The sequence below is a fragment of the Bacillus sp. FSL R10-2201 genome (assembly GCF_038008665.1).
Taxonomy (GTDB): Bacteria; Bacillota; Bacilli; order Bacillales; family Bacillaceae_G; genus Bacillus_A; species Bacillus_A mycoides.
The window spans coordinates 1,124,317-1,145,155 of record NZ_JBBOZP010000001.1; the positions used below are offsets into that span (position 1 = coordinate 1,124,317).

General features: G+C 35.1%; 21 protein-coding genes and 1 pseudogene. 18 read left to right on the forward strand and 4 right to left on the reverse strand.

Annotated elements, in window-relative coordinates; all coding sequences use genetic code 11:
* Positions 1-76 precede the first annotated feature (76 nt).
* The 9 genes and pseudogenes from NSQ69_RS05795 to NSQ69_RS05835 all read left to right on the forward strand — a co-directional run bounded on the left by NSQ69_RS05795 (position 77) and on the right by NSQ69_RS05835 (position 8,897).
* The gene (locus tag NSQ69_RS05795) at positions 77-1,099 is read left to right on the forward strand and encodes an S-layer homology domain-containing protein (protein WP_033730696.1); all 1,023 of its coding nucleotides are present in this window, start codon (positions 77-79) and stop codon (positions 1,097-1,099) included.
* Positions 1,100-1,332: 233 nt separating this feature from the next.
* The gene (locus tag NSQ69_RS05800; protein WP_078202954.1) at positions 1,333-2,388 is read left to right on the forward strand and encodes a sulfate ABC transporter substrate-binding protein; all 1,056 of its coding nucleotides are present in this window, start codon (positions 1,333-1,335) and stop codon (positions 2,386-2,388) included.
* A gap of 21 nt (positions 2,389-2,409) precedes the next feature.
* Positions 2,410-3,237, forward strand: a complete 828-nt coding sequence (gene cysT, locus NSQ69_RS05805; protein ID WP_002168928.1) for a sulfate ABC transporter permease subunit CysT — start codon at positions 2,410-2,412, stop codon at positions 3,235-3,237.
* An 11-nt stretch (positions 3,238-3,248) separates the two neighbouring features.
* A complete protein-coding gene (gene cysW, locus NSQ69_RS05810) occupies positions 3,249-4,106 on the forward strand; it encodes a sulfate ABC transporter permease subunit CysW (RefSeq protein WP_002168927.1) in 858 nt (285 codons plus the stop codon).
* Between the two features lie 12 nt (positions 4,107-4,118).
* Positions 4,119-5,192: a sulfate/molybdate ABC transporter ATP-binding protein gene (locus NSQ69_RS05815; protein ID WP_002125843.1), complete on the forward strand. Its 1,074-nt coding sequence runs from the start codon at positions 4,119-4,121 to the stop codon at positions 5,190-5,192.
* Between the two features lie 123 nt (positions 5,193-5,315).
* Positions 5,316-5,498: pseudogene (locus NSQ69_RS05820) on the forward strand (PD-(D/E)XK nuclease family transposase); the annotation flags it as partial.
* Between the two features lie 88 nt (positions 5,499-5,586).
* Positions 5,587-6,693, forward strand: coding sequence for a metallophosphoesterase (locus tag NSQ69_RS05825; protein ID WP_002188705.1), 1,107 nt, complete (start codon positions 5,587-5,589; stop codon positions 6,691-6,693).
* Positions 6,694-6,825: 132 nt separating this feature from the next.
* Positions 6,826-7,803: an HD domain-containing protein gene (locus NSQ69_RS05830; RefSeq protein ID WP_002125846.1), complete on the forward strand. Its 978-nt coding sequence runs from the start codon at positions 6,826-6,828 to the stop codon at positions 7,801-7,803.
* A gap of 482 nt (positions 7,804-8,285) precedes the next feature.
* Complete coding sequence (locus NSQ69_RS05835; protein WP_341099021.1) at positions 8,286-8,897, forward strand: hypothetical protein; 612 nt, start codon at positions 8,286-8,288, stop codon at positions 8,895-8,897.
* A 67-nt stretch (positions 8,898-8,964) separates the two neighbouring features.
* Here the strand turns inward: NSQ69_RS05835 and NSQ69_RS05840 are convergent, their stop codons facing one another.
* Together NSQ69_RS05840 and NSQ69_RS05845 are read right to left on the reverse strand one after the other, a co-directional pair.
* Positions 8,965-10,086 (reverse strand): anti-sigma factor, encoded by a 1,122-nt coding sequence (locus NSQ69_RS05840; protein WP_341099022.1) that lies wholly within the window; start codon positions 10,084-10,086, stop codon positions 8,965-8,967.
* A gap of 5 nt (positions 10,087-10,091) precedes the next feature.
* Positions 10,092-10,577 (reverse strand): RNA polymerase sigma factor, encoded by a 486-nt coding sequence (locus tag NSQ69_RS05845; RefSeq protein WP_341099023.1) that lies wholly within the window; start codon positions 10,575-10,577, stop codon positions 10,092-10,094.
* 136 nt (positions 10,578-10,713) lie between these two features.
* Here NSQ69_RS05845 and NSQ69_RS05850 point away from each other — a divergent pair, with 136 nt between their 5' ends.
* Entirely contained in the window at positions 10,714-11,616 is a 903-nt protein-coding gene (locus NSQ69_RS05850) for an AraC family transcriptional regulator (RefSeq protein ID WP_002030329.1), read from the forward strand.
* Positions 11,617-11,769: 153 nt separating this feature from the next.
* Here NSQ69_RS05850 and NSQ69_RS05855 read toward each other — a convergent pair whose 3' ends face one another.
* Together NSQ69_RS05855 and NSQ69_RS05860 are read right to left on the reverse strand one after the other, a co-directional pair.
* On the reverse strand, positions 11,770-13,512 hold the full coding sequence (locus tag NSQ69_RS05855; protein ID WP_002168919.1) for an ATP-binding response regulator: 1,743 nt from the start codon (positions 13,510-13,512) through the stop codon (positions 11,770-11,772).
* Positions 13,513-13,521: 9 nt separating this feature from the next.
* A complete protein-coding gene (locus NSQ69_RS05860; protein ID WP_002011226.1) occupies positions 13,522-14,223 on the reverse strand; it encodes a response regulator transcription factor in 702 nt (233 codons plus the stop codon).
* A 139-nt stretch (positions 14,224-14,362) separates the two neighbouring features.
* On the opposite strand from NSQ69_RS05860, the gene NSQ69_RS05865 reads away from it, so the two are divergent.
* The 8 genes from NSQ69_RS05865 to NSQ69_RS05900 all read left to right on the forward strand — a co-directional run bounded on the left by NSQ69_RS05865 (position 14,363) and on the right by NSQ69_RS05900 (position 20,531).
* Complete coding sequence (locus NSQ69_RS05865; RefSeq protein WP_002125860.1) at positions 14,363-15,211, forward strand: CPBP family intramembrane glutamic endopeptidase; 849 nt, start codon at positions 14,363-14,365, stop codon at positions 15,209-15,211.
* Positions 15,212-15,221: 10 nt separating this feature from the next.
* Entirely contained in the window at positions 15,222-15,467 is a 246-nt protein-coding gene (locus NSQ69_RS05870) for a hypothetical protein (RefSeq protein WP_002125861.1), read from the forward strand.
* Positions 15,468-15,516: 49 nt separating this feature from the next.
* Positions 15,517-15,816 (forward strand): hypothetical protein, encoded by a 300-nt coding sequence (locus NSQ69_RS05875; protein WP_001006056.1) that lies wholly within the window; start codon positions 15,517-15,519, stop codon positions 15,814-15,816.
* A 220-nt stretch (positions 15,817-16,036) separates the two neighbouring features.
* Entirely contained in the window at positions 16,037-17,302 is a 1,266-nt protein-coding gene (locus NSQ69_RS05880; RefSeq protein ID WP_002186445.1) for a M48 family metallopeptidase, read from the forward strand.
* Positions 17,303-17,398: 96 nt separating this feature from the next.
* Positions 17,399-18,307, forward strand: coding sequence for a DMT family transporter (locus NSQ69_RS05885; RefSeq protein WP_002125864.1), 909 nt, complete (start codon positions 17,399-17,401; stop codon positions 18,305-18,307).
* A gap of 77 nt (positions 18,308-18,384) precedes the next feature.
* A complete protein-coding gene (locus tag NSQ69_RS05890) occupies positions 18,385-19,062 on the forward strand; it encodes an S-layer homology domain-containing protein (RefSeq protein ID WP_002011235.1) in 678 nt (225 codons plus the stop codon).
* A gap of 84 nt (positions 19,063-19,146) precedes the next feature.
* The gene (locus tag NSQ69_RS27705) at positions 19,147-19,359 is read left to right on the forward strand and encodes an S-layer homology domain-containing protein (RefSeq protein ID WP_002168915.1); all 213 of its coding nucleotides are present in this window, start codon (positions 19,147-19,149) and stop codon (positions 19,357-19,359) included.
* Between the two features lie 521 nt (positions 19,360-19,880).
* Positions 19,881-20,531 carry an S-layer homology domain-containing protein gene (locus NSQ69_RS05900; RefSeq protein ID WP_088291215.1) on the forward strand — a complete coding sequence of 217 codons (651 nt, stop codon included), beginning with the start codon at positions 19,881-19,883 and terminating at the stop codon, positions 20,529-20,531.
* Positions 20,532-20,839: the final 308 nt, after the last annotated feature.

Below are 20,839 nucleotides of genomic sequence, written 5' to 3' on the forward strand. Positions count from 1 at the left end.
ATTTGACATTGATAATCATTATCAATATGATAGTTATGTTGGGTATATTCATATAAAGGGAGATGTCATGTTGATAATGATTAAGAAAAAATATATTAATGCATTCGTTATAGCAGCAACTTTAGCAGTTCCACTAAGTGGTTTCAATGCGCCAATTGCAAAAGCAGATGTGATTGAAATGAAGGCAGCTAGTAAACTTGCAGATGGTACATATGACGTTATTTTAAAAACGTATAAAGATCAAACGAATGAAACATCTGTTGCTTCTACGTATTTAAAAAATGCAAAAGTAACAATTCAAGGTGACAAAAAAATCGTTACGTTAACAATTCAAGATAGTAGCTATTTCCAGTACCTTAGAGTAGAAGATACTAATAAAGTAGGGACATTCCATGATGTGAAAGTGATCTCTGAAGATAAAACAAATAATGGTACGAAGGTTGTTCAATTTGAAATCGATGAGTTCTCGAAAAAATATAATATGCAAATGCATATATTAATTCCAGCAATTAAATATGATCATAAATATCAAGTGCAGTTTGAAATCGATGCGAGTGCAATTGAACAGAAATCTAAGTTCTCAGATGTACCAACTTGGGCACAAGAGTCAGTTCAATATTTAGTAGACAAAGAGGCAGTACACGGTAAGCCAGATGGTACATTTGCACCAGCTGAAAATATCGATCGTGGTTCAGCAGCAAAAATATTAGCTACTGTTTTAGGATTAGAAATTAATAAAGATGCGAAGCCATCATTCTCTGACGCGCAAAATCATTGGGCTACACCATACATCGCAGCAGTTGAAAAAGCTGGCATTGTAAAAGGTGATGATAAGGGTAACTTTAATCCGAGCGGGCTAATTAACCGTGCATCAATGGCTTCTATGCTTGTGAATGCATATAAATTAGAAAGAAATGAAAATATTAAACTACCAAAAGAATTTGCTGATTTAAAAGATCATTGGGGTACGAAGTATGCGAACATTTTAATCCAAGAAAATATTTCAGTTGGAACAGATAATGGATGGGCTCCAGATAAATCGGTAAGCCGCGCAGAAGCAGCTCAATTTATTGCGAAGACAGATAAGTTAAAGAAATAAATCGAAACTAAAATCAGTGGGATTCCATTCCCGCTGATTTTTAGCTTGTATGAAGTTTTTTATATAATAATTCTAAATTCCAAGTTGACACATGTGAATTATGGAATTAAAATGGGAAGAAATCAAACAGAATACAATAGAAGCTCATCAGAGAAACTGAAGGCGCACAACGTTCACTTTTGTGAATAGATTGTGTGCCTTTTTCTATTGTACAAACTAAGGGGGCTTTATATATGAAACAGTGGGGTAAGACAGCGTTTATGAAAAGTACAGGTGTCTTATTATCAGCATTTGTTCTTTTATCAGGGTGTGGTTCGGCAACATCCACTAGTAATTCTGCAGGAGGCGGAGATAAAAAGACAGTTGAGCTTTTAAATGTTTCATATGACCCGACTCGTGAGTTATATCAAGATTTCAATAAAGACTTTGCGAAGTATTGGAAAGAGAAGCATGGTCAAACAGTAAATGTAAAGCAATCACACGGGGGATCTGGAAGTCAGGCACGCTCCGTTATTGACGGCTTAGAAGCAGACGTTGTAACACTAGCGCTCGCTTATGATATTGACGCGATTAGTAAGAAGAAGCAACTAGCAGAAGATTGGCAGAAGCGACTTGCGGATAATTCTACTCCGTATACATCAACGATTGTATTTCTTGTTAGAAAAGGAAACCCGAAAGGAATTAAAGATTGGGATGATTTAACGAAAAAAGGTGTGTCTGTCATTACACCAAACCCGAAAACATCTGGGGGAGCACGGTGGAACTATTTAGGGGCGTGGGGATATGCACTGAAGAAATATAACAATAGTGAAGATAAAGCGAAAGAGTTTGTCGGTCAAATTTATAAAAACGTGGAAGTACTAGATTCAGGAGCACGCGGGGCAACGACGACTTTCGTTGAAAAAGGAATTGGTGATGTGTTAATCGCTTGGGAAAATGAAGCGTTATTATCACAAAAAGAACTTGGAAAAGATAAATTCGAAATTGTAACACCTTCGATTAGTATACTTGCCGAGCCGCCAGTAGCAGTTGTAGACAAAGTCGTTGATAAAAAAGGAACGAAAAAAATAGCAGAAGGATATCTTGAATATTTGTATTCAGAAAAAGGGCAAGAAATTGCGGCGAAAAACTTTTATCGCCCTCGTAATGAAAAAGTAGCAGAGAAGTATGCATCACAATTTCCGAAAGTTCAATTATTTACAGTTGATGAACTATTTGGAGGCTGGAAAAAAGCACAAGAAAAGCATTTTAATGATGGCGGCGTATTCGATCAAATGTATAAAAAATAAGGGGGGATGAGGTGACGTTATATGAGGAAGAAGCGTGTCTTACCAGGGTTTGGATTATCTCTTGGATTTACAATGCTGTATATGAGCTTATTCGTACTTATACCACTTTCTATCGTATTTATTCAAACTTCGCAGCTAGGCTGGAAGAAGTTCGCACAAGTTATAACGAGTGAGCGTGTGTTGCATTCCTATCAAGTAAGTTTCACAACTTCACTTGCAGCGGCAATCGTAAATGCCATTTTCGGTTTATTAATTGCTTGGGTACTCGTTCGCTACACATTTCCAGGGAAGCGGTTATTAGACGGACTAATCGATTTACCATTCGCTCTTCCGACTGCTGTAGCTGGTATTACACTTACGACGCTTTATGCGGAAAATGGCTTTATTGGAAAAATATTTAGTGTGTTTCATATAAAAGTAGCTTTTACCCAGCTCGGCATTATTGTTGCACTTACGTTTATTGGCTTACCATTTGTCGTTCGAATGGTGCAACCAGTGCTGCAAAGTATTGATAAAGAAGTAGAAGAAGCAGCTTCTAGTTTAGGGGCATCACGCTTTCAAATATTTGTGAAAATCATTTTGCCAGAAATATTCCCGGCTCTACTTGCTGGTTTTTCACTCGCCTTTGCTCGGGCGTTAGGGGAATATGGATCTGTCGTGTTCATTGCAGGTAATATGCCGATGAAAACAGAAATCGCACCGCTTATGATTATGACGAAACTAGAACAATATGATTATGCAGGCGCAACAGCTGTAGCGGCTGTGATGCTTATTATTTCTCTCCTTTTCCTACTATTTATTAATATGATTCAAACTTGGAGCAGAAGGCATGAACTGAAAAGTGAATAGGAGGGGAGAAAATGGAACCAACATTATTAGAAAAGAAAATAGTAAAAAGCGTATCAGTTAAAAAAGAATCTAAATTTGTACCAATTCTATTCATTACGATAACAATTTTATTTTTATCTCTCTTTCTATTACTGCCGCTCGTGACAATTTTTATGAAAGCGTTCGAACGAGGAATTGATGTATATATTGCCGCTGTAACAGATCAAGAAGCATTTTTGGCAATCAGGTTAACACTTCTCGTTGCATTAATTGTTGTACCGCTGAATACGATATTCGGAATAGCAGCAGCTTGGCTTATTACGAAGTTTCAGTTTAAAGGAAAGCAAGTATTATTATCTCTTATTGAACTGCCGTTTGCTGTATCACCAGTTATCGCAGGATTAGTATTCGTTTTACTTTTCACACCTCGTGCTGCTCTTGGCGGATGGTTAATGGAACACGGGATAAAGCTCATCTTCTCTGTTCCTGGCATTATCATTGCGACGATATTTGTTACGTTTCCATTCGTTGCGCGTGAATTAATCCCAGTTATGCAGGCGCAAGGGAAAAGTGAAGAAGAAGCGGCGCTATCACTTGGCGCAAGCGGCTGGAAAATGTTTTGGCACGTCACATTGCCAAATATAAAATGGGGTCTATTATACGGCATGATTTTATGTAATGCCCGGGCCATTGGTGAATTCGGCGCCGTTTCCGTTGTATCTGGTCACGTGCGCGGCATGACAAATACGATGCCGCTTCACATTGAAATTTTGTACAATGAATATCAATTTTCAGCAGCGTTCGCTGTGGCGACTTTAATGTCACTCATCGCAGTTTTTACGCTCGTTATAAAAAACTGGATTGAATGGAGAATGGAAAAACGACAATAAGGAGTGAGTGCGGTGAGTATTCAAATTCAAAATGTATCAAAACAATATGGTACATTTCAAGCGCTGACAGACATTCATTTGGATATTCCAAAAGGAGAACTTGTTGCCTTATTAGGCCCATCAGGTTCTGGGAAAACGACGTTATTACGAATTATTGCAGGCCTAGAAGAAGCGGATGGAGGTTCGATTTCTTTTGATGGGGAAGATTTAACTGATATTCACGTGAAAAACCGGCAAGTCGGTTTCGTCTTCCAGCACTATGCACTTTTTAAACATATGAATGTATTTGAAAATGTCGCTTTCGGTTTAAAAGTAAGAAAGAAAAACTTACGACCTTCAGCTGAAGTAATAAAAGAAAAAGTAACAGAACTATTGAAACTAGTAAAAATGGATGGTTTCGCAAAACGTTATCCAGCGCAATTATCTGGCGGACAACGCCAACGTATCGCACTAGCCCGGGCACTTGCAGTCGAACCGAAAATTTTATTGCTAGATGAACCGTTCGGTGCACTTGATGCGAAAGTACGGAAAGAATTGCGAAGATGGCTCCGGAAACTACATGACGAATTTCAAATTACGAGCGTATTCGTAACGCATGACCAAGAAGAAGCGTTAGACGTTGCGGACCGCATCGTTGTAATGAATGAAGGACGCATTGAACAAATGGGAACGCCGGAAGAAGTATATGAAAAACCAGCAAGTCCGTTCGTATATGACTTTTTAGGAAACGTGAATTTATTTCACGGCCGCGTTCATAAAGGTAAACTAAATGTAGGATCGGTGGAACTAGAAGCACCAGAGCATAAGCACGTTTCAAACGTAGACGGAGTGGGATACGTAAGACCACATCACTTATCAATCGATCGTACGAAACAAAGTATAGATGCCATCCCGGCGAAAGTAACATACTCACATGCAGTTGGCCCTGTCGTATATGTAGAATTGAAGCGCGACGGAACAGATGAGTATCTAGAAGCAGAAATTAGTAAAGAACAGTTTAGACAGCTAGGCATTCAAACAGGTGAGTTTGTATACGTACATCCGAGAGAAGTGAAAGTGTTTATTCCAGAGGATTTTGTTATTTAATAATAAGGTGCGGTCCCTATATGAGTATGTATAGGGGCCGCATCTCTTTGTTTACTTGAATGTCTTATTCTTATGTACAATGTAGACGAGAGCTGGTTATAGATATAAAAGGAGAGGAATGCCATGTCCAAACAATTAGTAAATTTGCGCATTGATTTTGCCTTTAAACAGTTATTTGGTACGAGTGGTAACGAAGATATTCTTACGACTTTCTTAAATGCTATGTTATAAGAATCTTTAGAATCACCTATTACATCGTTACAGCTAAAATATCCACATTTGCACAGAGAATATGAGGATCACAAGTAAGAGGAAAATAACTTTGATTTGCTTACTATTTACGTTCTAGGCACAGAACAAGTTATAATAGAAGAAATCAATAAGGAGGCTAGCAGTGAAAAATTTTCGTTATCTCAATATATTCACTATTTTAATTGTATACACACTACTCATGTTTTACATCGGCTGGAACGGATGGGTTTGGCTCAGTACGGTGTTCGGCTGGGAATCTTGGGGATATTACGCTTTCATAGTCGGATTTATTTCATATGCGTACATTCTCGTACAAGTGTTTAAATTTCTTCCTTTCCTGCGAACGGTCGGTTCAATTTGGTTTGCGGTTATACAATACGCGCTTATGTTATTGCCGTTAGCCGATATTGCCGTCTTATTATTACAGTTTTCAGTGGAGAAAGAGACGGCAATTATTTGGACAGGAACGGTCGTTTTACTCGTATTCATCTTTATCTTTGCATATGGAGTATTCAACGCATATAGTCCAGTAGTAAGAAAGTACGAAGTGCACATACCGAAAAAAGTAGGAGGGCGTAAAAGTTTACGCATTGCGATGGCCTCTGATATGCATTTCGGTAAACTGTCTGGAGTTGCTCATTTAAAGAGACTCGTTCGTCATGTAAATGAAATGAAACCCGATATTATTTTACTGCCTGGTGATATTATCGATGATCATCCAGGTGTGTTCATTCAAAAAAATATGGGGCCAATCATGAAACAGATGAAAGCTCCATTAGGCGTATATGGTGTGTTAGGAAATCATGAATATTACGGCAGAGCTGTTCCTGAGTTTTTACAAGAGATGGATAAGATTGATATTCGTATTCTTTTAGATGAAGTCATTACAATTGAAGATGATTTTTATCTCGTCGGAAGAAGGGATAAAACAGAGCGAGATCGTCAAAGCTTTGAAAATCTAATGAGTACGGTAGATAAATCGCTTCCTGTTATCGCAATGGATCACCAACCATTTGAATTAAAACAAGCAGCGGACGCCGGCGTTGATTTATTATTATCCGGTCACACGCACCGCGGACAAATGGCGCCGAACCATATTGTGACGAGAAGAATGTACGAACTAGACTGGGGATACGCACAAAAAGGTGCATTCCACGCAATTGTTTCTTCTGGATTTGGATTCTGGGGACCACCGCTTAGACTGGGAAGTAGATCTGAGATTGTGCAGGTTGAAGTTACATTTGAATAGGGTTGTGAAATAGAGAGCTGAGTGCTCTCTATTTTTTATTTAAAGGTACAAAATATTCGATTGAGGTTCTTTATTTACTCTCTGGAAAAAGAGATACTATAAGAAGACTCTGCTTGAAAAGGGGGATTTTAAGTGATCATATTAGATGTCATATACGGTGAGTTTAAAGTAGATAAAGTGTTAGAAGAATTAATTTTAAGTAAACCTGTGCAAAGGCTGAAAGGGGTTCATCAGGCCGGAGCAAGTTACTTAATGAATGAGAAATGGAATGTAACACGTTTTGATCATTCAGTTGGTGCTATGTTGTTAATTAAAAAACTTGGTGGTTCAGTAGAAGAACAGATTGCTGGCTTACTACATGATGTATCGCATACTGCTTTTTCCCATGTGATCGATTACGTTTTTGATAACGAAAACGAAAGTTATCATGAAGAAATATTTAGTTCTGTCGTGAAAAACTCGGAAATCCCGGCGATTCTTTCAAAACATGGTTATAACTATGAAGATATTTTGTTAGATGATTCGAAGTGGACATTACTTGAAAAATCTGCGCCAGAATTATGTGCAGACCGAGTGGATTACACATTACGGGATATGTTTACATATGGATATATTTCTTTAGAAGAAGTTCATAGTTTTTTAGAGGATTTAATCGAAGTAGATGGGAAAATGGTTCTTCAAAATATTGAAATTGCAGAATGGTTTACGAAGACGTATTACAAAGAAGTAATTGATTTCTTTATGAAACCAATGAATATTTATGGAAACGATATGTTAGCTAAAACGTTAAAATTAGCTCTTCATAAAAAGATAATCCATCCAGATGATTTTCTTCTTGAAGATCATGAGCTTATTACGAAATTGCGGCTATGTAAAGATCAAGAAGTAGATGCTTTATTAAGAAAAGTTCATCCAAGTATAGAAGTAAAAGAAGATAGAAATGAGTATGATCTACATCAGAAAAATAAAGTGCGTCTTATTGATCCTCCATTACTTCGTGAAGGTGAAGTTGTTCGATCGTCTGTTGTATCGGAAAAAATAAGACAGATGAGCGATATCGCTTATGAAAAGGCGATAAGAGGGATGTATGTGAAAGTGATTTCTAATTAGTTTATTTGTAATAGGAAAAGGTGTCATCAATTATGATGACACCTTTTCGCTTTAAAGGGTTGTTCGTATGGAAATGTGTTACATTTTTACGAGACTATAATATTTTACCAGAGAAATACCTTTTATAGTAAAAAAAAAAATTATAAAGTTTTCCATCAAAAATAATTTGTGAAAAAAGTACTAATTTTTAATGTGACAAAATAATATATTTTTCAATAATCGCTTTAGAATCTTTCGTTCTTTATATATGGATTGTTATATTTTTTAAGGTAATTTAAAGATTTTTGTCGTTTTTTGTTGTAATTTTCATATTATGATAAACCTAATGTTCGGAATCAGCCATTATAACAGAAAAATTTTTAAAAAACAGAATTGAATCATATTGCTTATTTTAATATAATTTATTTGTTAATTAATAACATATTTAGGGTATGATTCTTTATTGCGGTGAGAATTCTTTTTAGCATAGGAGGATTTACAGAATGGTTAAAACGGCAAAACCTGAAATGATGAATGAATTAAAAGAAACAGTTTACAAATTCTTTCCGAAAAATATTGTGAAAGAAGAAGGATTGTACGAGGAGTCCAAAGAGCATAAAAAGTTTGTAGACTTGAAAGAGAGTTTTATAAAAAACGAAAGCTCTCAAAAGGAAGTTTTGTCTTTAATCGAGTCAACATTTTGTGATTATCACGTGTCAGACTATACAGATTTAAACCTATATAATTGTCTAGAATATAATGTGTTACTAAATGGAAAAGAACCGATGTTAAATGATGATATTGATTGGATACGAAAATCAAGAGGCGAGCGCCTTGATTTAGGGGTTTTTGTTAGCTTACTTGATAAATATTATTATTACTACGTATTAAAAACAACATATGATGAAGATGTAAGGGAATGGACTTTTGAAACAATCGATGTAGAAATGGATACCATTTGTGAATTTGAGAAACTAATGAGTACAAAAGGATTTGTAAGAGTAGAACGAGAGGTTGCTAGAACTGCAATTCCTGATATAGAAACGGAATGTTTACGTATGGGGGAAGTTAACGTATTCCACGCTTTATTCACGGATTCTGTTAGTGAAATATAGGTTTTAAATTATTAAAAAGGTTGTGTAGAAAATAGCTGCTATTTTCTGCACAACCTTTTCATTTTCACTAATCAAACCAATTCCAAACCTCAATATCTCCAAGAGTCGCATAACGTACGTGCGGGGAGTTTTGTAATTTTAATAATTCTTTCGACGGCCCCGTAATGACAATGCCGTATACTTTTACGCCGTTATCTTTTACATATTTATAACGTTTATCTAAGTTTAGTTCTTTCTCAGGAAGTGCTGCTATTTTACTTACCGTTTTTTTATGGATAGAAAGGACGTGCATCATTTCGATTACTTGATCTTCTGGCGTTTTGTACTTGTCTGCGTTACTATCTAGAAATCTTACATGTTCTGGAAATCCTATAGCTTCTCCGCCATGTAAGATATAGTCATCTACATTTTTTCTTTCTTGTCCTGTATCTAAAGCGTACCATACAGGAGTTGGAGGGAGTTCTTGTGCTTCGAATATGCTATATAAAAGCGGTTCTAATTCTTTTAAAGTGTAAGTTTTATCAAAAGAAATTGCTACTTCTGCAACTGTTCCATCATGTACTTTTGCAAGTGTATCCCATACTTTTTTTGAGGAATCCTTTAAATAATCACCCTGCTTTGTTTTGGGATGAACAAAGAAGAGTTTTGGTTGATAGAACGGATTCATCCAAGTTTGTTTCGTGACATCTACAGATGATAAGAAGCTTTTTGTTTCTACTGTACCGAGTGGCATTTCTTTTTTACCGACGGTTCTTACTAAATCGAAGCTGCTGTTCGTACGGAAAAAAGCTTCTACACTTGTTCCACCGCCCATAACGCGGCTGTTTGGGATAGTTGCTTCAAGTGCAAGCGAAGGAACTTCTCTAATTTCTTCTAGCCTTTTATCATTATTAGCTTGAAAATAAAAGGCTGATAATACCCCGCCGATTATATATATAACGATGCAAATGGATAATATAAAACCAAACGTTTGTAACCGATGTTTCCACTTAATTCTCCAAAAAGGAACTTTAAGATCTTTTGGCGGTAATTTTTTCTTTACGGGTTCACTCTTCGCAAGCAATTCATCTAAATGAGCTTCACATTCTGCACAAGTTTCTATATGACTTTCTAACCGCTCTTGCTCATCCTGTGTGAGCGTTCCTTTTTCGTATTTCTCCCACAGTTTTTTAAACTCTGCACAACCCATCTGTATCACTCCTTTATGCTTTTCGTTTCTTTTCGTCCTCGGTGTAATTCAATTTTTACTTTTGCTAACGAGAGACCAGCCATTTCTGCTATTTCCTTATAAGAGAATCCGTAGTAATCTCGTAGTAGTAACACATTTCGTCTTTCGAGCGGAAGAGGGGATATACTTTGTAACCAACTAGTAATCTCATATTTTACGAAATAAGAGTGTTCTGTACTTGGCACGTTTGGTAAATGGAATTCTTCAATTTGCGTTGTTTTATACTTCTTTTCTTTTCGGTACCAATCGATAAAGGCGTTGTAGGCGATTGTAAATAACCACGGCCTAATTTCTTCTCCTTTATAATAGTCAATATGGACGAGCATTCGGTAAAATGTTTCTTGCATGAGATCTTCAGCACTATGAGAATCTCCGGTTAGGGAGAGAAGATAGCGAAATAAATCTTGCATATGCTCTGAGTAAATTTCTTCTAATGATTGTTTGCGTTTCACTACATTTCCCTCCCTTCATACATAACAACGAAATACATATAAAAAAGTTACAATTTTTATGGAATTATAGTAAAAAACGTCAAGAATTGGATAGGATTCTCTTTTATCATAATACATATAAGGCGGGTGAACAGAGATGGAAAGCTATGAAACACAAATTCAAAGGTCAATTGATTATATTGAGGAAGATGTAATGGAAAAACAAACGCTACGTAATTTAGCACGTGTTGCAGGTTTTTCTGAGTCGCATTTTCATCGTGTATTCCAGGCGTTAGTAGGCGATACAGTAATGGAGTATGTTCGAAAGAGGAGGTTAGCCCGGGCAGCTTATCAACTTTCTCATACGGATGAAAAAGTTATTGATATCGCATTTGAGCATGGCTTTCAATCTCACGAAACGTTCACGAGAGCCTTTAAAAAATTATTTCAAATGACACCAAGTGAATATCGAAAACAAGAAATCGAAACACCAATGTATTATAGAGTGAATGTAAAACAAAGAAAATTAAATCCATATTTAGGGGGCATACAAATGGAATATCGTATTGTAAATAAACCAGAATTTTTAATGGCGGGTTATGAGCTGAAGACGACAAGTAAAGAAGGAAAAAACCACCAAGACATTCCAGCATTTTGGCAAGAATATTTACAAAAAGATCTTGGAACGACGATTCCGAATCGTAAAGATACGAGCCAATGGGTAGAACTTGGATTATGTACTGATTTTAATTTAGAAACAGGGGACTTCACTTATATTATCGGAATGGAAGTTACAGACTTTGAAAATGTACCAAATGCAGTTGCAAAGCGTACATTCCCAGCGGCGACATATGCAGTATTTACAACGCCGAAAGTTCCTCATGAAGAAATGGTATCGTCTATTCACCAAACGTGGAATGCAGTATTCTCAGAATGGTTCCCGCATTCAGGATACGAACATTGCGGCGTTAATGAGTTTGAGCTATACGATGAACGTTCCCATGCAGACAAAAGTGAGTTCGCTCAAATTGAACTTTGGATACCGGTGAAGAAGAAATAATAGAAAGAAAGACCGTTCAAAAGGTATTTTTGGACGGTCTTCTTTTATTAATAGGTTGCTACTATTGTTGTATTTTATAGTTAAGTCGATATAATTTCATTTACTAGCGCGCTGTTCCGAAAAGAGAAAGGTGCTTTATAAAAGCACCTTTTCCTACGAACTAAATGGAAACACAAGTATAATTGTCGTTCCTTTTCCAACTTCACTATCAATGAAAATCGTTCCGTTATGGGCATGAACGAGCTGTTTTGTAATGGCGAGACCAAGTCCAGTTCCGATGTTGCTTTCTTCTGTATTCGTTCCTCTGTAATATCGCTCGAATAGAAGTTCTTTCGTTTTATCATCCATACCTTTTCCATTATCTGAAATAGATAGTGTAAATGAATTTGCATTTTGCGAAAGTTTTACGATTACGTTTGTCGTTTCATTATTATGTTTTACAGCGTTTGCGAGTAAGTTTTCGATAATACGTTGGAACCATTTTTCTTCAATAAAATATTGGATTTTGCTTGAACTTGGCACGAATTCAATGTTTTGATTTTGTAGTGTCGGGTTATTAATAAATTGTAATAGTACTTTTCGGACGAACTGATTAATTTCAACATTTACGTGTTGCGCAGGCAGAGTATCATTTTTTAATTGATATGTTAAGCTTAAGTCGTCAATTAATGTAGTCATATATTGAGATTTTTCTTTCATTACATGGCCAAATTGTTGAATGTCTTGATCCGTCCAATTATATTGCTTCGATTCTAGTAATAATGCATAGCCGTATATAGAGCTAAGCGGTGTTTTTAGATCATGCGTCAGGCCGGTAATCCACTCTTCACGTGTTTGTTGCAGTACTTTTCTCATTGCATCGTTCTTTTTCAAAGTAATAGAAAGGTGCTCTAGTGAGTTTGTAACATCTTTAAATATGCGGAACGACCATTTTTCTTTACCGGAGCGCCGAAACCGAACAGGTTTGCCTTTTTTACTAACAGGTTCTTCATATTTTCCTCCGGCTATGTTTTTAAGCCAGCGCATCGTGTGTAATAAAGGCTTTCCAAACTTATTTCCATACCAAATTGAAAGAATGACTAAATAAGCAAACACAATAAGGAGGATTAAGCTGCATCCGATTAGAAGTTTCTTGGTAAATATATCATCTAATTCATCATCTGGATAATAATGAGCGTTTGGGGCGGATACAACGACGAGATGACCGCTATTTGAATCGTAAAAACTAGATGTATTTTCTTTATAATTCCACGGTTCTTTTTCATTAAGAGCCGTTTTTATAGCCGAAAATGTTTTTTTCTTCCCAGTTGGATAGGAAAAAACTTCTTCGCCATTGTTATTAAATATTTGCAGTGTTGCTTTTTCTTTAGAAAGTAATTGTTTTTCTTGTTCAGTTAATGCAAATTCATTTAATGATAAAGAAGGGTGTCCTTGTTGTATCGTTTTTAGTAATGCATTACTTTTTAGTTTGGCACCGTAAATAACGATCACTGGTTTCTTTTCTAATTTAATTTCCCAATAGTTAAATTTATAAATATTGTTGTTACTATTCTGTAAATACGTAAGTAAGGATGTCTTTGTGTAAGAGGTCGGAACATCGTTAGGCGTATTAAAGTTGTAAAGGACCTTTCCATCTTCATCTACAATTTGAAGCCAATCACTCTTTTCTGTTATTAAATCTTTTACCTTAGATTTTAAAGTAATGTTATTGTCTTCAGAAGAAATATATTCGGAGATTGTAAAGGTATCATAATCAGAAATATTAGGTTCATATAAAGTACTATTAAGAAGAAAAATTAAATAAGAAAAAGAAGCAATTACTGCGATAAGTAACGTAACTAAGACAAAAACGTGTTGTAAAATAAACTGGATTATAAGTCGTTTATTAAAATTCATATCTTTAACCTACTTTGTAATGAACTTATAGCCAAGTCCACGAACTGTTTTTATGTATTCTGGTTTACTTGGATCTTGTTCAATTTTTTCACGTAGTTTTCGAATGTGAACCATAACAGTATTATCATCTCCATTATAGGCAGGTGCTCCCCAAACTTTTTCATATAATTCTTCCTTCGAAAATACGTAGTTCGGATTCTCACAAAAGAATAGTAGTAGTTGAAAGAGTTGAGCGGAACATTCGACAACGTTTCCATCTACTGTTAGTTCCGCAGAATGTTGATCAATTTCAAATCTCCCAAAAGAAAAGGAGTATATTCTTTGTTCTTGTATGTTTTGTTTCATATGTCTTCGGAGTTGAGCTTTCATACGAGCGACTACTTCTAGTGGATTAAATGGTTTCGTAATGTAATCATCCGCACCGTATGAAAATCCGGAAATTTTATCTACATCAGATGTTTTTGCTGTTAGGAAGAAGATAGGGCAATCCGTTTTTTGGCGAAGGATTGGACAAATGTCAAAACCGGATTGTCCAGGAAGCATTACATCTAAAATAATTAAATCGTAATTGTTTTGCTCGGTGAGAGATAAGGCTATTTCCGCAGATGTTGCAGTTGTAATATGAGAAAAACCTTCTTTTTCAAGAATGGTAGTTAGTAATTGTAAAATTGCTGTTTCATCATCAATGAGTAGAATATTTGCGTGATACATATGAATCCCTCCTAATTTCCTCGAATATCATATCATCTTTTTGTAACTTATGGAATTTTTAAGGAAATTTTAAGGTTTTCTTTCACAAAAAATTAAGATTCAAATGATATGATAAAAGTAACATGGGGAGGAGATGAATGTGAATCCGTTTCAAACGATGCGAGCTAGATATTTTTTAATTGTATTTGCATTACTAATTTTAATAGCACAAAGTAGTAATGAAGTGCTAGAAAATACATTTCATATACAGAATTCATCTTTTATAAATATGCTTATATTTTATATCCTTCCAATAATATGGCTTTTTTACGGATATAGAAAGCATCGTGTTTCATTTTCATTATTTATTAATAGAAACGAAACATTTAACCTAGTGCAAGTTTTGTACATCGCGATTATGCTTTGTATGTTTAGTTACGGCTATCTTATTTTATATATGTACAGCTTTGCATGGATTACACCAGATTTTATTATGAATGCCTTGCATGAACCGATTATAGATAGTACTGGGGGATATGTATTTCAATTTATTAGGGTTGTATTTATCGCGCCTATTGTCGGAGAGTTTGTTTTTCGAGGGTTTTTACTGCAGCGTTTTGCAGCAAAATGGGGTACTAGTATAGCAATGGTCGTTGTAGCGCTTTTATTTGCTTGCTTACATGTTGATTTCCTTGGTGCAGTTGTGTTTAGCATCGTACTATCAATCGTATATATTCGTACGAAAAGCTTGCTCATGCCAATTGCTATTCATATGTTAAACAATGCGCTTGTGCTTAGTTCTTCTTTTTTAGTAAGTAGAGAAAAGATAATGAGTTTTGCCGATTTTTCGAACTATACGACATTCTTTCCAGGATTAATTATTTTTATGACAGGATTAAACTTAGTGCTCATCTTTTTATTTGTGAATCGCAAATATTGGAGTAAAGAAGTGCCTGTTATATATGCGGAGAAGGAAAAGAGCTTTTCGAGTATAGCAGGAGATAAGTAAGGTAGAGAAGATGTTTGAGAAAATATTGAAGGAAATGATAGATTATTGTACTTCTATTAGATATAAGTACTTTTCCATCAATAATGATACAGGAAATATTATTTTTCTTTTTATCGTGTTAGGGACATTAATAATAGTCAGCTTTATTATAGAAGAAATGATGAAGCGCATCTTCAGACAGTATGTAAAAAATGAAGTGAATTATGTTAGGGCTCATAAAATGTTTGAGAAAGTGATGGGGACTTTTATTTTATGAAAACTAAATCATTATTAATTCGAAATTTGAAAGGGATGTATAAAATTATATGAATGAAACAATATCATCAAATAAGTTTTTTTATTTGATTGTACTGAGTTTAGTATTGATTACGACAGTAAATGTTGTTCTTCGCTGGGAGGAAGCTTACTTTTTTATGTATTTAGCGCTCCATTTATTAGGGATTTTATGCATAACGGGCGGAGTAGTTGCTGAGAAAAAGCATGAAGAAAGTATTAATTATATGTGTGTGATGGGTCTTATTTTACTTCTAACTGTACAAGGTATTATGAAATATAGTTCTTTTTCTTTGCAAGATTTTAGTTTGTTAATAGATGTACTTCCTTAAGGAGAGGCTCTTTATTTTATCTAAAAGGCGGTTTGCCAGTGCATTTCTTATCCCATGAACCGAATAAAGTGTCTAAAGGTAGGTGAAACTCTTCTTATGTAGAAGAGTTTTTTTTATGTAAGTAGAAGGCTCTCGAGCAATTCTCATAATAAGCTTGTTCTAATTTAGCATGTACGAACTTACAATAATAATAGACAGGCAGCATAGAGGAGGGAATAGCGTGAGGAAAGTTATTGGGTGGTCGTTTTTTTTGTACGTTGGGTTTGCGTTACTTATATATTGGTATTTATTTGGATGGAATCATGAACTCATTCCGGACATGTATAAAGGAACGAGTGCAGATCCAGAAACTTTTATGAATGCGAGGGAGCTTACGCTAAGCCAAGATTATTCGCGCGTGAAAAACTTACTGTTCTTTTTAGCGACGCCTCTTGAATGGATTATTTTATTGTTTGTACTTGTGCTCGGTATTTCAAAAAAGTTTGAGAAATGGTCGAAGGAAACGACCAAAATAAATGTCTTACAAGTTGCGATTTATTTCTTTTATTTATCACTACTAACAACAGTTCTTGCATTACCGATGCAATGGATTGGGCGTAAAGTATCCGTTGATTACGGAATATCTACGCAAAGCACACAAAGCTGGATAAAAGATCATGTCATCGATTTTTGGGTGAACTATGCGACTATGTTACTCATTGTTTCGGTTCTGTTATGGCTCATCCGTAAATTTCCGAAGAGATGGTGGCTAGCAGGATGGGCGCTCTCTGTTCCGTTTACGATTTTCTTAACGTTTGTGCAACCTGTTGTAATTGATCCACTTTATAATGATTTTTCAACGCTGAAAAATAAGGAATTAGAAACGAAAATTTTAGCGATCGCAGATAAAGCTGATATTCCATCTGAACATGTATATGAAGTAAATATGTCGGAAAAAACGAATGCGTTAAATGCATATGTAACAGGAATTGGAAAAAACCTTCGTATTGTAATGTGGGATACAACACTTCAGCAATTAAAAGATAAAGAGATTTTATTTATTATGGCCCATGAAATGGGACATTACGTAATGAAACATATATATTGGGGCGTTGCGAGTTATATTTTCATATCGTTTATAGGTATGTATTTAATTAGTCGTATTTTAAATATGTGTATTCGAAAATGGGGAGATACGCTGCAAATTTCCAAAATGGCATGTTTCTCGATTTTACCTTTATTTTTCTTAATTTCTTCTGTACTATCCTTTGCGTCACAACCAGCAACAAACTACGTCTCTCGTATAGAAGAACGAGCGGCAGATCAATACGCTTTAGATATGACGAAAGATGGAAATTCAGGTGTGAAAACTTTTCAATACTTATCAAAAACAAGTTTAAGCCAAGTAAATCCACCTGCGTTAGTGAAATTTTTCTTATACACACATCCGCCAATTTTCGAAAGAATTCATACGTTTGAACAATATGAAAAACAGAAGAAGCAGTAGTGTACTGCTTCTTTTTATTGTGGATGATTCGAGTTTTGGAAAATTATAGTGTATAATACGTAGAATATTCAGTTAAATATTTAGGAGGTTAATATTTTGTTTCATTCAAAATCAATGCCGGCTATAAAAATGATCCTTTCGATGTCTATTTTCGGATCGATTGGATTTTTTTCTGTCCAAACGGGTTTACCATCTTTTGAATTAGTATTTATTCGTTGTATTTGTGCGACTTTATTTTTAACGCTATGTTGGTTTGCAACGGGACAATATAAAAATGAGAAATGGAATAAAAAAGAAATTGTGCAAATATTAGCGTGTGGCGTATTTCTCGTTTTTAACTGGGTGTTTTTATTTAAAGCGTTTGAAGTCATGTCGATTACAATTGCGATTTCTGTATATCATCTTGCACCGATCATCGTATTAATGATTGGTAGTATTGTATTTAAAGAGAGGTTAACAGCATTTGCGGTTCTGTCCATTACCATATGTTTCATCGGTACAGTTTTAGTAGCTGGGGTAGATGGAAGTATGTCGCTTGAGAAACTTATGTCGTCTGGAATGGTGTGGGCGCTTCTTGCAGCTTTATTTTATGCATTTACAACGTTGCTCGGAAAAGGAATTAAGCATACGAGTGCATATGCGATGACATTTTTACAAACTTTTTTGGGTATATTTTTATTGCTACCATTCGTAGACTTCGGGAAGTTTCAAGGATTAACAGAGATGAACTGGATGATGATCACAGCGACAGGACTTATACATACGGGATTTGTATATTACTTGTTTTTTGACAGTTTAAGAGGTTTATCGACGAGATTAATTTCGGTATTAGTGTTTTTAGATCCTGCGGTTGCAATTTTGTTAGATACGGTCTTTACCGGTTTTAGACCGACTAGTATGCAAATTGTAGGGATTATTCTTATATTTGTAGGAATGGCGTTTACTTTTCGAAAAACGAAGGATGAAAAAGTGGTGGTAAAAGAAAATACGTATTATGAAGTGTAAAAAATTACCTCCTAACGTATTGAGAATTTTCTTATTTTTTGTACAATATAAAAGTAGGAAAATAAAGGAAGAGGCGGATGAGAGAGATGAAAAAGTTATTAAAGATAGCGACATCATTAACTTTAATAGGGGGGATATTTGTTAGCGGTAATATTGTTTCAGCAAATACAGATGGAATTCAACAATCTCCACCTCCACCTGATATTATGCTAGAATTTGATGATTTAGCAAATGATCATTGGGCTTATAATGAAATTATGAATTTAGTATATCACCGTATTATGTATGGATATGGAAACGGTAAGTTTGGGGTAGAAGATAATATAACACGTGAACAAGCAGCAGCAGTACTACATCGCGCACTCAATTTAAAAAGAAGTCCATTTGAAGAGAATCCATATGGAGATATTAGTGGGAAATCAACAATGTTCCCTTACGAAATTTTACATTTAACAAGCCTTGGTATTTTTAAAGGAGACGAAAATGGGAATTTCCGTCCGAAAGCAACATTGACTCGTGCAGAATTAGCACAAATTTTAACGAAAGCATATACGTTAAAAGCAAAGCATCCGCATACATTTACAGATATACTAGAAAACTATTGGGCAAGAGATGCAATTAGTGCATTGCAGTCTAATAAAGTCGTAGTAGGAACCGGAGATGGTAAGTTCGAGCCTGAAATGCTCGTTACACGTGGGCAATTCGCTAAGTTTCTACAACAAGCAATTTATAATTCACCAGGGAAATGGGAATAAATAAGAGTATAAAAAAGTACAAGTAGATTATACTTGTACTTTTTTGTCTGAAAGGTGAAGTTTTTAGAAATAAAGGTTTTCTAAGTGAAAGAAAAACATACATTTACTGACATACCAGAAGACCATTGGGCTAAAGATGCGATAAGCACCTTACAATCTAATAAAGCTATAGTTGGAACTGGTAATGGTTTATCCCGCTATTTGTGGGCAATAAAACTCCCACCTCAAAATTTAGATGGAGCAAAGAAGTTAGGTGGAAGCCCTGCTGCCCGTAAACGCCCGATTGGTGAGAGCTAATAATCAGTGGGGGATGAACAAAACCCCAACTGATTAAAGTTTCACTTTATTCGAACCAGAAAAACTTGTAACCCGTGAACAGTATGCGAAGTTCTTAAATAATGCACTTCATAGATTCTACGTAAACGATTAATCTATGAAGCTCGAAAAAAGCGCAAATATGATATTTGCGCTTTTTTTGTCTATAAAGTGAAATTTTTATAAGTGAAGGACTTGATTAGTAGATAGTAGAATATTGTATATATAACATCTTTGCAAAAGCTTTTGTTTATCCTTTTTGAAAATTAAATAGAGAAACTAGAGCGCAAAGATAAGAATATTTCTTCAAATGATTTGCATGCAATTCAGAATACCAATTGGAATTGAGAGCGAATTGGCTCACCTAGTAATCTTCAAAATAATAGATGTTAAAAATGCAATATATTACATACGGTTTGCAAATGCAGCATATGTAATATGGGAAAAGAATTTAGTCTATTATTTTCCACTTTTAATAAAGTGGAAATGAAGGAGAGAGGACAATGAAGAAAAAAATGTTCCGTATAATGGCGGCAGCGACTATTATGAGTGGAGTATTGGTAAGCGCAAATGTTCCTAATATAAAAGCAGAAGAATATCCAGAAATGATTGTATTTGATGATGTTCCAGTAGACCATTGGGCATATGAATATATTATAGAAGTGGCGTATCATAAAGTTATGCTAGGTTATGGAAATGGAAAGTTTGGTGTAGGTGATAATGTAACCCGTGAACAAGTGGCGGCAATACTGTATCGCGCACTTAATATAAAACATGAAGGCCCATTAAAAAATCCTTATAAGGATATTTCTGAAAGATCAACAATGTTTCCAAATGAAATTTTAGCATTAACAGAGCGCGGTATTTTTAAAGGTGATGAGAAGGGGAACTTTAGACCTAGAGAAACAATAACACGTGCAGAAGTAGCGCAAGTTCTTACACAGACATATTCCTTTGAAGCGAAGCAACAGCATACATTTAAAGATGTACCAAATAATTACTGGGCAAAAAATGCAATTAGTGCTCTGCAAGCTAATAATGTCATAGCAGGAACAGGGAATGGAAAGTTTGAACCAAATAAAGTTGTAACACGTGAGCAATATGCAACATTTTTAAATAAAGCTATTATTAATTTTAATTTGAAAGATGAATAACATGAAACGGAAGTTTTTAAAAATATAGTACAAGAAAAATAAAATTATATTAATATATCATATTTCTTTTAAAAAAGCGCGGGAATTACGCGCTTTTTTCTTATTTTAAATTGTTTATCTGTATATTTATTCTGCTGTTCATAGTTCGGTGTCCAGTGTTTATGGAAAAAAAAGGTTAATTATAGTTACTTTTTGTGGGAAAAAAGTATGATTTAGTAACTTTATTGTTAATTAAGTATAAAGATAAGTATATGAAGTACAGTTCACAAATTAGACAAACATTATATGGATAAGTGTATTGTTACTTT